This window comes from Pseudomonas sp. 3296 (genome assembly GCF_031456615.1).
GTDB lineage: Bacteria > Pseudomonadota > Gammaproteobacteria > Pseudomonadales > Pseudomonadaceae > Aquipseudomonas > Aquipseudomonas mucoides.
Genome location: NZ_JAVDUY010000002.1, coordinates 18,477 through 30,905, shown reverse-complemented (window position 1 = coordinate 30,905; position 12,429 = coordinate 18,477). Strand labels below are relative to the sequence as shown.

At 60.5% G+C, this 12,429-nt stretch carries 10 protein-coding genes; all 10 read left to right on the top strand.

All coding sequences use genetic code 11. From position 1 onward, the window contains the following. Positions 1 to 49 precede the first annotated feature (49 nt). The 10 genes from J2X66_RS04675 (at position 50) to trpE (ending at position 12,364) form a co-directional block, all read left to right on the top strand. Positions 50 to 2,446, top strand: coding sequence for a PAS domain S-box protein (locus J2X66_RS04675; protein ID WP_310261530.1), 2,397 nt, complete (start codon positions 50 to 52; stop codon positions 2,444 to 2,446). A gap of 57 nt (positions 2,447 to 2,503) precedes the next feature. Beyond that, the gene (locus J2X66_RS04670; protein WP_172825925.1) at positions 2,504 to 3,145 is read left to right on the top strand and encodes a response regulator transcription factor; all 642 of its coding nucleotides are present in this window, start codon (positions 2,504 to 2,506) and stop codon (positions 3,143 to 3,145) included. Positions 3,146 to 3,398: 253 nt separating this feature from the next. Continuing rightward, positions 3,399 to 4,523, top strand: coding sequence for an ABC transporter ATP-binding protein (locus J2X66_RS04665; RefSeq protein ID WP_310261526.1), 1,125 nt, complete (start codon positions 3,399 to 3,401; stop codon positions 4,521 to 4,523). A gap of 47 nt (positions 4,524 to 4,570) precedes the next feature. Further along, the gene (locus J2X66_RS04660; protein ID WP_310261523.1) at positions 4,571 to 5,614 is read left to right on the top strand and encodes an ABC transporter substrate-binding protein; all 1,044 of its coding nucleotides are present in this window, start codon (positions 4,571 to 4,573) and stop codon (positions 5,612 to 5,614) included. Positions 5,615 to 5,812: 198 nt separating this feature from the next. Beyond that, positions 5,813 to 7,060: an ABC transporter permease gene (locus J2X66_RS04655; RefSeq protein WP_310261520.1), complete on the top strand. Its 1,248-nt coding sequence runs from the start codon at positions 5,813 to 5,815 to the stop codon at positions 7,058 to 7,060. A gap of 12 nt (positions 7,061 to 7,072) precedes the next feature. Next, on the top strand, positions 7,073 to 7,897 hold the full coding sequence (locus J2X66_RS04650) for an ABC transporter permease (RefSeq protein WP_027926741.1): 825 nt from the start codon (positions 7,073 to 7,075) through the stop codon (positions 7,895 to 7,897). A 159-nt stretch (positions 7,898 to 8,056) separates the two neighbouring features. Continuing rightward, positions 8,057 to 9,205, top strand: coding sequence for an iron-containing alcohol dehydrogenase (locus J2X66_RS04645; protein ID WP_310261517.1), 1,149 nt, complete (start codon positions 8,057 to 8,059; stop codon positions 9,203 to 9,205). 116 nt (positions 9,206 to 9,321) lie between these two features. Beyond that, positions 9,322 to 9,996: a ribulose-phosphate 3-epimerase gene (gene rpe, locus J2X66_RS04640; protein ID WP_027926743.1), complete on the top strand. Its 675-nt coding sequence runs from the start codon at positions 9,322 to 9,324 to the stop codon at positions 9,994 to 9,996. Next, positions 9,993 to 10,811 (top strand): phosphoglycolate phosphatase, encoded by an 819-nt coding sequence (locus J2X66_RS04635; protein ID WP_310261513.1) that lies wholly within the window; start codon positions 9,993 to 9,995, stop codon positions 10,809 to 10,811. Before rpe ends, J2X66_RS04635 begins: the two co-directional genes overlap by 4 nt. 71 nt (positions 10,812 to 10,882) lie before the next feature. Next, a complete protein-coding gene (trpE, locus tag J2X66_RS04630; protein ID WP_310261511.1) occupies positions 10,883 to 12,364 on the top strand; it encodes an anthranilate synthase component I in 1,482 nt (493 codons plus the stop codon). Positions 12,365 to 12,429: the final 65 nt, after the last annotated feature.

Sequence of the window (12,429 nt, the reverse complement as noted above, 5' to 3'; positions counted from 1 at the left end):
TCCGGCAGCCTAATGGGTTAGTCAGTGTTTGTCAGTGTGTGAGACTTCGATGATGCGTTTTCGCTGCCTGTGGGTTATCGGCTGTTTATGGTTTCCCTTGATGGGGTGGGCGGCGTCCGTGCCACCGGGGCACGTCGCGCCGTTGTCACCCCAGCAACAACAATGGCTGGCAGCCCATGACGAATTGCGCGTCGGCGTGGTGTTGCAAGCGCCATATGCTCAATACGATCGGCGCTTGCAGCGCTTGTCCGGGGTCAACGTCGAGCTGATGAAATGGTTGGCCAGTGCGCTCAAGGTTGAGCTCAGCTGGCGCAATTTTCCGGATGTCGCGCAACTGGAAGACGCCGCGCGCGAAGGTGAAATCGACATCGCCGTAGGCCTGACGCAAACCCCGGCCGGTTTGCGCCTGTGGCAATTTACCGATCCGTACATGCGGGTTCCGCAACTGGTGGTCAGTGACGAGAAAGGCACCGGTGTCGTGGAGCTGGAGAAGCTCGACAGCCAGACCCGCGTCGCGGTCCGCATGCCCAGCGCGACCGCCGATTATCTGCGCAGCAATTACCCCCATCTGAACCTGCAAGGCGTGCCCATCGAGCGTCAGGCGCTGCAATTGTTGCTCAGTCAACAGGCGGTTTACGCCGTGGTCGACGAGGCGCAACTGGGGCGTTTGTCCGCCGAACCGGAGTTCGCCGGCCTGGTCGTGGTGGGCGACATCGGCCTGCCACAATTGCTGCGCGTGGCTACTCGCCGGGATTGGCCGGAGCTGGCCGGCATTGTCGAAAGTGCGCTGCGAGCGATCCCGGCCAAGGATCTGGAACAACTGCACAACCAATGGCTACAACCCAAGTACCCGCGACTGACCGAGTCTCCGGGCTTCTGGCAAAACCTTTGCCTGCTGTTCGCCGTCATGTTGCTGAGCAGCATGGCCATCGTGTTCTGGCAGCGGCGCCAACAACACAGTCTGGAGGCGCGCTTGTTGGCCGCGCGCGAAGACATTGCCTTGCGCGAGGCCAGCGAAGAGGCGTTGCGCCTGACCCAGTTTTCCATCGATCAGAGCACCGTCGGTATTCTCTGGGTCAACTGGGACAGCCATGTGCGCTACGCCAACCGAGCTGCCGAAAACATGCTCGGCTACGCCGCAGGCGAGATCATCGATCGGCCGCTGATCGACTTCGAACCCGGCCTGCACATGGACCGCTGGCTGAACTTGTGGAAACGCGCACGGGCCAGCGAGGATGGGCCGCAAAGTTTCGAAACCAACTGCGTGCGCGCCGATGGCAGCGTGCTGCCTACGGATGTTTCGTTAAGCTTCATGCGCTTTCGTGATGGCGAATACCTGGTCGTCTACCTCAATGACGTGACTGAACGCCGTCGTGCATTGGCCGCATTACAGGAAAGCGAGGCGCGGTTGCAGGGGATCGCGGCCAACGTTCCAGGGCTGGTGTTCCGCCTGGAACGTGCGCCGGTGACAGGGCAGATCGACTTTGCCTACATCAGTGAAGGCAGTGAAACCCTGGTGGGGTACTCGCCGGCCACTCTGGCCCACCGTGACAAAGGCCTGCGCAGCCTGGTGCATCCGGACGACAAGGCCAGCTATCACCAGACGCAAGACCATGCGCTGGACACCGACAGCGACTGGTCGTGGCAAGGACGGATTCTGACCCGTTCGGGCGAACAACGTTGGGCCGAGATCAAGGCCATCACCCGTAAGCTCGAAGATGGCGCTTACGTCTGGGACGGGATCGTCTGGGATATCAGCGAGAGCAAGCGCATTGAGCTGGAACTGGCCAGCTCCCGCGAACAGTTGCGCGAATTGTCGGCTCACCTGGAAAGCGTGCGGGAAGAGGAAAAGGCGCGTATCGCCAGGGAAGTCCATGACGAGCTGGGTCAGATGCTGACCGTGCTCAAACTGGAAACGTCCATGTGTGAATTGGCCTATGCGCAACTCGACCCGGGCCTGCACGAACGCTTGAACAGCATGAAGCGCTTGATCGCCCAGCTATTCCAGTTGGTGCGCGACGTGGCCACGGCGCTGCGACCACCGATTCTCGATGCCGGCATCGCTTCCGCCATCGAGTGGCAGGCCCGGCGTTTCGAGGCGCGCACGCAGATTCCGTGTCTGGTGCAGGTGCCGGAGAATCTGCCGGTGCTTAGCGATGCCAAGGCGATTGGCTTGTTCCGGATCCTTCAGGAAGCCCTGACCAATGTCATGCGCCATGCCCAGGCGCATACTGTCGAACTGTCTCTGGCGCTGGAAGGCGACGAGTTGTGCCTGACCGTCAGTGATGATGGCGTAGGATTCGTTCCCGCGACGGGCAGGCCAACCTCCTTCGGGGTGGTGGGCATGCGTGAGCGGGTGTTGATCATGGGTGGGCGGTTGTCGCTTGAGAGCGAGCCAGGGGAGGGTACGACCCTGAGTGTGCGGGTGCCGCTGGATGCAGTCTGATGGTTTTTGTGGTGTTTTAGCTTGCTCGCGATACATATTGGCTCTGAAATAAAAAGAATGGAGAAGAACGTGATCCGTGTACTGGTAGCCGAAGACCACACCATCGTCCGTGAAGGCATCAAGCAGTTGATCGGCCTGGCCAAGGATTTGCTGGTGGTGGGGGAGGCGAGTAATGGCGAGCAGTTGCTCGAAACCTTGCGGCACGTGCCGTGCGAGGTGGTATTGCTCGACATCTCCATGCCAGGCGTGAATGGCCTGGAGGCGATTCCGCGGATTCGTGCGCTGAACAATCCGCCCGCCATCCTCGTGTTGTCGATGCACGACGAAGCGCAAATGGCCGCGCGGGCATTGAAGGTCGGTGCTGCGGGTTATGCGACCAAAGACAGTGATCCGGCGCTGCTGTTGACCGCGATCCGTAAAGTGGCGGCGGGCGGGCGCTACATCGACCCGGACCTCGCCGACCGCATGGTGTTCGAAGTCGGCCTGACCGATTCGCGGCCGTTGCATTCATTGCTGTCGGAACGCGAGTTTTCGGTGTTCGAACGCCTGGCCCAGGGCGTCAACGTCAATGACATCGCCCAGCAACTGGCCCTGAGCAGCAAAACCATCAGCACCCACAAGGCGCGGCTGATGCAGAAGCTCAACATTACGTCCCTGGCGGAACTGGTGAAGTACGCGATGGAACACAAACTCCTCTAAAGAACACCTCACTCCCACAGGGGTTCTTCGTCATATCCATTTGCGACATCCTGAAAACCCGCTTTTGCCCATTTTTGCGGCTCGTAGCTGCAAATCACCGTTGCACCTGTCCATTCCCGCCATCCTTGTAGGGCAATCCCTACCCCAAACCTTCCATATGGCTGAGGCGATTCTCTCCTGCGCCCCGATTTGCGTGGTCAGCAGGGTCCACTAGGCTTAGTCCACAGCAGTCATCAACAACAAAGGTGTGGGTATGAGCCAGGTCGATTCAAGCGCAGGGGCCAATGACATTCTGGTCAGCTTTCGTGGAGTGCAGAAAAGCTACGACGGCGAGAACCTGATCGTCAAAGACCTCAACCTGGACATTCGCAAAGGCGAATTCCTCACCTTGCTCGGGCCGTCCGGTTCCGGCAAGACCACCAGCCTGATGATGCTTGCCGGTTTCGAAACACCGACTGCAGGCGAAATCCTGCTGGCCGGGCGTTCCATCAACAACGTGCCGCCGCACAAGCGTGACATCGGCATGGTGTTCCAGAACTACGCGTTGTTCCCGCACATGACCGTCGCCGAGAACCTCGCGTTCCCGTTGACCGTGCGCGGCCTGAACAAGAGCGATGTCAGTGACAAGGTCAAAAAGGTCCTGAGCATGGTTCAGCTCGACGCCTTTGCTCAGCGTTACCCGGCACAACTGTCCGGCGGTCAACAACAGCGTGTGGCGCTGGCCCGGGCGCTGGTGTTCGAGCCGCAACTGGTGCTGATGGACGAACCTCTCGGCGCACTCGATAAACAACTGCGCGAACACATGCAGATGGAGATCAAGCACCTGCATCAGCGCCTCGGCGTGACCGTGGTCTACGTGACCCACGACCAGGGCGAAGCCCTGACCATGTCCGACCGTGTAGCGGTGTTCCACCAGGGCGAGATCCAGCAGATCGCACCGCCGCGTACCCTTTACGAAGAACCGAAAAACACCTTTGTCGCCAACTTCATCGGTGAGAACAACCGCCTCAACGGCCGTCTGCACAGCCAGACCGGTGATCGCTGCATCGTTGAACTGAGTCGCGGTGAAAAAGTTGAAGCACTGGCGGTCAACGTCGGCAGGACCGGTGAGCCGGTCACGCTGTCGATTCGTCCCGAGCGCATCAGCCTCAACGGTTCCAGCGAGTCATGCGTCAACCGCTTCTCAGGGAGGGTGGCCGAATTCATCTATCTGGGCGATCACGTCCGGGTTCGCCTGGAAGTCTGCGGCAAGACCGACTTCTTCGTGAAACAACCGATTGCCGAGCTCGATCCCGCGCTGGCTGTCGGCGACGTGGTACCGCTTGGCTGGCAGGTCGAACACGTTCGCGCGCTCGACCCACTTCTAGAGGCGCACTAACGCCCCCGCAATACCAACACCAACCCTGCACGTGGAGAGAACAATAAATGTTGAGATCCCTGAAATTCACCGCCCTGGTCATGGGCATGATCGGTGCGGCACACGCGATGGCGGCGGGTCCGGACCTGACTGTGGTGTCCTTTGGCGGGGCGAATAAGGCGGCGCAGGTCAAAGCCTTCTACGCACCGTGGGAAGCGGCAGGCAACGGCAAGATCGTGGCGGGCGAGTACAACGGCGAAATGGCCAAGGTCAAAGCCATGGTCGACACCAAGAGCGTGTCCTGGGACCTGGTAGAAGTTGAGTCGCCAGAACTGTCCCGTGGTTGCGACGAAGACATGTTCGAGCAGCTGGATCCGAAGCTGTTCGGCAAAACCGAAGACTACGTCAAAGGCGCTATCCAGCCGTGCGGCGTGGGTTTCTTCGTGTGGTCGACCGTGCTGGCCTACAACGCCGACAAACTGGCTTCCGCGCCAACCAGCTGGGTGGATTTCTGGGACACCAAGAAATTCCCGGGCAAGCGTGGCCTGCGTAAAGGCGCTAAGTACACCTTGGAATTCGCTCTGATGGCCGACGGCGTTGCGCCGAAAGACGTCTACAAAGTACTGGCCGGCAAAGACGGTCAGGACCGCGCGTTCAAGAAACTTGATGAGTTGAAGCCAAGCATCCAGTGGTGGGAAGCCGGTGCACAACCTCCGCAGTACCTCGCTTCCGGTGACGTGGTCATGAGCTCGGCCTACAACGGCCGGATCGCTGCCGTGCAGAAAGAAAGCAATCTGAAAGTGGTGTGGAACGGCGGCATCTACGACTTCGACGCCTGGGCGATTCCAAAAGGTCTGGACAAGACACGCGCTGAAGCGGCGAAGAAGTTCATCGCTTTCTCGGTGATGCCGCAGCAGCAGAAGACCTACTCGGAAAACATCGCTTACGGTCCGGCCAACACCCAAGCCGTACCGTTGTTGTCCAAGGATGTCCTGAAAGACATGCCGACCACCCCGGAAAACATCGCCAACCAGGTGCAGATCGACGTCAGCTTCTGGGCTGACAACGGGGAGCAACTGGAACAGCGCTTCAATTCCTGGGCTGCGAAGTAAGCGAGTCGCACAGGACGACGGTTCGCCGGATGATCGTTCCCACGCTCTGCGTGGGAATGCCGCCCGGGACGCTCCGCGTCCCTGTGACGCAGAGCGTCACTGGATGCGTTCCCACGCAGAGCGTGGGAACGATCAGTACTAAAAGTTCGAGGCGGTGTTTACCGCCTCTGTAACGATCAAAGATTTCCGGAGTACGCCATGGCTACCGCCATTCCCCTGAACGCGGGCACTGATCCCACTTTGAAGCAGCGACTCAGGCACGCCGAGCGGGTCAACCGCTGGAAAGCCCAGGCCTTGATCGCGCCGCTGGTGCTGTTTCTGTTGCTGGTGTTCCTGGTGCCGATCGTGGCGCTGCTCTACAAAAGCGTGGGTAACCCGGAAGTGGTCGGCGGCATGCCGCGCACTGTCTCGGCCATTGCCAGCTGGGACGGCCGAGGCCTGCCCGCTGAGCCGGTTTACAAAGCGGCCAGCGAAGACCTCGCCGAAGCCCGCAAGAATCAAACCCTGGGCGATTTGTCCAAGCGCCTGAACATGGAACTGGCCGGCTACCGCAGCCTGCTGACCAAAACCGCCCGCGCCTTGCCGTTCGCCACCGAGCCGGCCTCTTATAAAGAAGCACTGGAAGGTCTCGACGAACGCTGGGGCGACCCGGCCTACTGGCAAGCCGTGCGCCGCAACGTCAGCAGCATCACGCCTTTCTACCTGCTGGCGGCGGTCGATCATCGTATCGATGACCTCGGTGAAATCGCCCCGGCCACACCTGACCAGGCGATCTACCTCGACATCTTCGCCCGGACCTTCTGGATGGGCCTGATCATTACGGTGATCTGCCTGCTGCTCGCGTATCCATTGGCCTACCTGCTGGCGAACCTGCCATCGCGTCAAAGCAACCTGTTGATGATTCTGGTCCTGCTGCCGTTCTGGACCTCGATCCTGGTACGCGTCGCCGCGTGGATCGTGTTGCTGCAATCGGGCGGGCTGATCAACAGCGGCCTGATGGCCATGGGCATCATCGATAAACCACTGGAACTGGTGTTCAACCGCACCGGCGTCTACATCTCCATGGTGCACATCCTGCTGCCGTTCATGATCCTGCCGATCTACAGCGTCATGAAAGGCATCTCGCCGACGTACATGCGCGCTGCGATTTCCCTCGGCTGCCACCCGTTCGCGAGCTTTTGGCGGGTGTACTTCCCGCAGACCTATGCCGGTGTCGGCGCGGGTTGCCTGTTGGTGTTCATCCTCGCCATCGGCTACTACATCACCCCGGCGTTGCTGGGCAGCCCGAACGATCAGATGGTCAGCTACTTCGTCGCCTTCTACACCAACACCAGCATCAACTGGGGCATGGCGACCGCACTCGGTGGGCTGCTGTTGCTGGCGACCGTGGTGCTTTATCTGATTTACAGCTGGTTGGTGGGCGCCAGTCGCCTGCGCCTGAGCTAAGGGGAGAACGAAATGCTGAGTCCTTATATGTCGCCCGTTGAGCGGGTGTGGTTCTACAGCTTGCGGATTCTCTGCGGCTTGATCCTGTTGTTCCTGATTCTGCCGGTGCTGGTGATCATTCCGCTGTCGTTCAACTCGGGCAGTTTCCTCGTGTACCCGCTGCAAGGGTTCTCGCTGCACTGGTACCAGGACTTCTTCGCCTCGGCCGAATGGATGCGTGCCCTGAAGAACAGCATCATTGTCGCCCCGGCGGCGACGGTGCTGGCGATGGTCTTCGGGACGCTGGCGGCGATTGGCCTGACCCGCGGTGATTTTCCCGGCAAGGCGCTGGTCATGGCACTGGTGATTTCGCCGATGGTGGTGCCGGTGGTGATTATCGGTGTGGCGAGTTACCTGTTCTTTGCCCCGTTGGGGTTGGGCAACAGCTTCTTCTCGCTGATCGTGGTGCACGCGGTGCTGGGTGTGCCGTTTGTGATCATCACGGTGTCGGCGACCTTGCAAGGGTTTAACCATAACCTGGTGCGCGCTGCGGCGAGCCTGGGGGCTTCGCCACTGACCGCGTTTCGCCGGGTGACGTTGCCGCTGATTGCGCCGGGCGTGATTTCCGGGGCGCTGTTTGCCTTCGCGACGTCGTTCGATGAAGTGGTGGTGACGCTGTTCCTCGCCGGTCCCGAGCAAGCGACCTTGCCACGGCAGATGTTCAGCGGGATCCGCGAAAACCTCAGCCCGACCATCGCCGCCGCCGCGACATTGCTGATCGCCTTCTCGGTGATCCTGCTGCTAACCCTGGAATGGCTGCGCGGACGCAGCGAAAAACTGCGCACCGCCCAGGTTTAAGATTTCACACCGGTCAACTGTGGGAGCGAGCCTGCTCGCTCCCACTGGAATTCAAGGTGTTTTCGGGGTCGTTGGTCATTCATTGCCTGAATAGCAGACAAACCCCAATCCCCAGCTACTATTGTGCCCAGCTCCCCTATCTATAAGAGGCTGCGCACGATGAGTCTTTCCTCTTTCAAAATCGCTCATAAACTGATCACCGGCGCAGGGGCCATCGAGCAGCTCGCCGCTGAACTGACCCGTCTGGATGTCGACAACCCGCTGATCGTCACCGATGCCGCGCTGGTCAAGTCCGGTACGGTTGAACTGGCGCTGGCACAGCTGGGGGACCGGTCCTACGAGATATTCGACCGGGTGTTGCCAGACCCGGAAATTGCCATCGTCGAAGACTGCATGCGGGTATACCGCGACGGCGGGCATGACGGCTTGATCGGTCTGGGCGGCGGCAGTGCCATCGACATCGCCAAGAGCGTGGCGGCGTATGCCGGTTACCACGGTGCGCTGGAAGATCTGTTCGGCATCGATCAGGTACCGCGCAAGGGACCGCCGCTGATCGCGATCCCGACCACGGCTGGCACCGGTTCGGAAGTCACCAACGTGGCGATCCTTTCCGATAAGGTCGCGCAGCTGAAAAAAGGCATCGTCAGCGACTATCTATTGCCAGACGTGGCGCTGGTCAGTCCGCAAATGACACTGACCTGTCCGCGCAGTGTCACCGCCGCCAGTGGCGTCGACGCGCTGGTGCACGCCATCGAATCCTACCTGTCCGTCAACGCTTCGCCGATTACCGACGCCCTGGCCATTGGCGCCATCAAGCTGATTGCCAAGGCGCTGCCCAAGGCCTATGCCAATCCGTCCAACCTGCAAGCCCGCGAAGACATGGCCACCGCCAGCCTGATGGCGGGCATGGCGTTCGGCAATGCCGGGGTCGGCGCGGTGCATGCGTTGGCGTATCCACTGGGCGGACGTTTCAACATTGCACATGGTGTCAGCAACGCCTTGTTGCTGCCCTATGTGATGACCTGGAACAAGATGGCCTGCGTCGAGCGCATGCAGGATATTGCCGAGGCCATGGGGGTGAAGACCGCTCATTTGAGCGCCAACGAAGCGGCGGACAAAGCCGTGGAGGCGATGACCGCTCTGTGTGCAGCGGTAGAAATCCCGCTGGGCTTGCGCAGTTTCGGTGTTCCCGAAGATGCCATCCCGGCCATGGCCGCAGAAGCGGCGGGGATCGAGCGCCTGATGCGCAACAATCCTCGCAAATTGAGCGCCGTCGATATCGAGAAGATCTACCGGGCGGCGTATTAGAGCCTGCCCGCGCAAATTGATCGAAGGCAGCCCCAATCATCGTGGTCACAGTGCGCGCGCCAAACTATGAGGTATACAATGCGCGCCATCGTGATTCTGCTCAAAAAAGGTGCGTCATGCAGCCCTTCGTCATTGCTCCGTCGATTCTCTCCGCCGACTTCGCCCGCCTGGGTGAAGAAGTGGACAACGTCCTGGCCGCCGGTGCCGACTTCGTGCACTTCGATGTCATGGACAATCACTACGTGCCGAACCTGACCATCGGCCCGATGGTATGCGCGGCACTGCGCAAGTACGGCGTGACCGCGCCGATCGACGCGCACCTGATGGTCAGCCCGGTGGACCGCATCGTCGGTGACTTCATTGAAGCCGGCGCGACCTACATAACCTTCCACCCGGAAGCCTCACAGCACGTCGACCGTTCCCTGCAACTGATCCGCGAGGGCGGTTGCAAGTCGGGCCTGGTGTTCAACCCGGCGACCCCGCTGAGCGTGCTCGAATACGTGATGGACAAGGTCGACATGATCTTGTTGATGAGCGTCAACCCGGGCTTCGGCGGGCAGAAATTCATCCCCGGCACCCTCGACAAGCTGCGCCAGGCGCGGGCTCTGATCGATGCGTCCGGGCGTGACATCCGCCTGGAAATCGACGGCGGTGTGAACGTGAACAACATTCGTGAAATCGCTGCGGCGGGCGCGGACACCTTCGTCGCAGGCTCGGCGATTTTCAACGCGCCGAACTACCAGGAAGTGATTGAGAAGATGCGTGCCGAACTGGCGCTGGCTCGCCCATGAGTGGTTTTGAGCAGCTGTTCCCGGGGCGTCTGCCGCGGCTGGTGATGTTCGATCTGGATGGCACGTTGATCGATTCGGTCCCGGACCTCGCAGCGGCTGTGGATCACATGCTGCTCAAGCTGGGCCGCAAACCCGCCGGCCTCGAGTCGGTACGGGAATGGGTCGGTAACGGCGCGCCGGTATTGGTGCGTCGTGCGCTGGCGGGTGGCATCGAACACTCGGCGGTCGACGACGTCGAGGCTGAACATGCGCTGGAGATTTTCATGCAGGCCTATGGCGCGAACCATGAGCTGACCGTGGTTTACCCCGGTGTGCGTGACACCCTCAAGTGGCTGAATAAACAAGGCGTGGAAATGGCGCTGATCACCAACAAGCCGGAACGCTTCGTCGCGCCGCTGCTGGATCAGATGAAAATCGGCCGCTACTTCAAATGGATCATCGGCGGCGATACCTTGCCGCAGAAGAAACCTGACCCGGCCGCGCTGTTTTTCGTGATGAAAATGGCCAACATCCCGGCCTCGCAATCCTTGTTCGTCGGCGATTCGCGCAGCGATGTGCTGGCGGCGAAAGCGGCTGGGGTCAAGTGTGTGGGGCTCAGTTATGGCTACAACCATGGCCGGCCGATTGCCGAAGAGTCGCCGGCGCTGGTGATCGACGATCTGCGCAAGCTAATTCCCGGTTGCCTGGATCCGGCCGCTGAGATAACGTTGCCCGACGCTGTTCAACCCCCTGCTGGAAACGCCATCGTGGTGGTCACTCGCAAACTCTGGATGAAAGTCATCAAGGCCCTGGCCCGCTGGCGTTGGCGCGCCTGACTTGTTCCTGGCCGGCCTGCCGGCGCGTTTGCATACCTGACTGTTAGACCCTCAAGCCACGAGGCTACCCCATGATCCGCGAAGAATTCCTGCGTTTGGCCGCTGCCGGCTACAACCGCATCCCGCTTGCCTGCGAAACCCTGGCTGACTTCGACACGCCGCTGTCGATCTACCTGAAACTGGCCGACGAGCCGAACTCCTACCTGCTGGAATCGGTTCAGGGCGGGGAGAAGTGGGGCCGTTATTCGATCATTGGTCTGCCATGCCGCACCGTGCTGCGCGTGCATGACCATCACGTCAGTGTGACCGTCGACGGCATCGAGACCGAAAGCCACGACGTGGAAGACCCGCTGGCGTTCGTCGAAACCTTCAAGGCCCGCTACAACGTGCCGACCATCGCCGGTCTGCCGCGCTTCAACGGCGGCCTGGTGGGGTACTTCGGTTATGACTGCGTGCGCTATGTCGAGAAGCGTCTGGGCAAATGCCCGAACCCGGATCCACTGGGCGTGCCGGACATTCTGCTGATGGTTTCCGATGCGGTGGTGGTGTTCGACAACCTCGCCGGCAAGATGCACGCGATTGTGCTGGCTGACCCGGCGCAGGCCGGTGCTTTCGAACAAGGCCTGGAACGTCTGGAAGAACTGCTGGAAAAACTTCGCCAGCCAATCACGCCGCGTCGTGGCCTGGATTTCAGCAAACAGCAGTCGGCTGATCCGGTGTTCCGTTCGAGCTTCACCCAGGACGATTACGAAAAAGCCGTCGACACCATCAAGGAATACATCCTGGCCGGCGACTGCATGCAAGTCGTACCGTCCCAGCGCATGTCGATCGACTTCAAGGCTGCGCCGATCGATCTGTACCGGGCGCTGCGCTGCTTCAACCCGACGCCTTATATGTACTTCTTCAACTTCGGCGACTTCCATGTCGTCGGCAGTTCCCCGGAAGTGCTGGTGCGGGTCGAAGACAACCTGATCACCGTGCGCCCGATTGCCGGCACCCGTCCACGTGGGGCCAACGAAGAAGCCGATCTGGCGCTGGAAAAAGACCTGCTGTCCGACGACAAGGAAATCGCCGAGCACTTGATGCTGATCGATCTGGGCCGTAACGACACCGGTAGGGTCTCGGAAATCGGTTCGGTGAAACTCACCGAGAAAATGGTCATCGAGCGTTATTCCAACGTGATGCACATCGTGTCCAACGTCACCGGGCATTTGAAGGCCGGGCTGACGGCGATGGACGCGCTGCGGGCGATCCTGCCTGCGGGCACGTTGTCCGGTGCACCGAAGATTCGTGCGATGGAAATCATCGACGAACTGGAACCGGTAAAACGTGGCGTCTACGGCGGCGCTGTCGGTTACTTTGCCTGGAACGGCAATATGGACACCGCGATTGCGATTCGCACTGCGGTGATCAAGAACGGCGAACTGCACGTGCAGGCCGGTGGCGGCATCGTGGCCGACTCGGTACCGGCGCTGGAATGGGAAGAAACCCTGAACAAGCGCCGCGCAATGTTCCGCGCCGTGGCCCTGGCCGAACAAACACCGGACACCTGAGCCCACCGATAACCCTGTGGGAGCGAGCTTGCTCGCGCGTGTCAGCGAAGTGGATGGCGGCTGAC

Excerpts from the sequence above, each read along its gene's own strand:
- J2X66_RS04670 (WP_172825925.1), top strand. The coding sequence starts at position 2,504 with ATGGAGAAGAACGTGATCCGTGTACTGGTAGCCGAAGACCACACCATC.
- J2X66_RS04660 (WP_310261523.1), top strand. The coding sequence starts at position 4,571 with ATGTTGAGATCCCTGAAATTCACCGCCCTGGTCATGGGCATGATCGGT.
- J2X66_RS04635 (WP_310261513.1), top strand. The coding sequence starts at position 9,993 with ATGAGTGGTTTTGAGCAGCTGTTCCCGGGGCGTCTGCCGCGGCTGGTG.
- J2X66_RS04650 (WP_027926741.1), top strand. The coding sequence starts at position 7,073 with ATGCTGAGTCCTTATATGTCGCCCGTTGAGCGGGTGTGGTTCTACAGC.
- J2X66_RS04665 (WP_310261526.1), top strand. The coding sequence starts at position 3,399 with ATGAGCCAGGTCGATTCAAGCGCAGGGGCCAATGACATTCTGGTCAGC.
- J2X66_RS04655 (WP_310261520.1), top strand. The coding sequence starts at position 5,813 with ATGGCTACCGCCATTCCCCTGAACGCGGGCACTGATCCCACTTTGAAG.
- J2X66_RS04675 (WP_310261530.1), top strand. The coding sequence starts at position 50 with ATGATGCGTTTTCGCTGCCTGTGGGTTATCGGCTGTTTATGGTTTCCC.
- J2X66_RS04645 (WP_310261517.1), top strand. The coding sequence starts at position 8,057 with ATGAGTCTTTCCTCTTTCAAAATCGCTCATAAACTGATCACCGGCGCA.
- trpE (WP_310261511.1), top strand. The coding sequence starts at position 10,883 with ATGATCCGCGAAGAATTCCTGCGTTTGGCCGCTGCCGGCTACAACCGC.
- rpe (WP_027926743.1), top strand. The coding sequence starts at position 9,322 with ATGCAGCCCTTCGTCATTGCTCCGTCGATTCTCTCCGCCGACTTCGCC.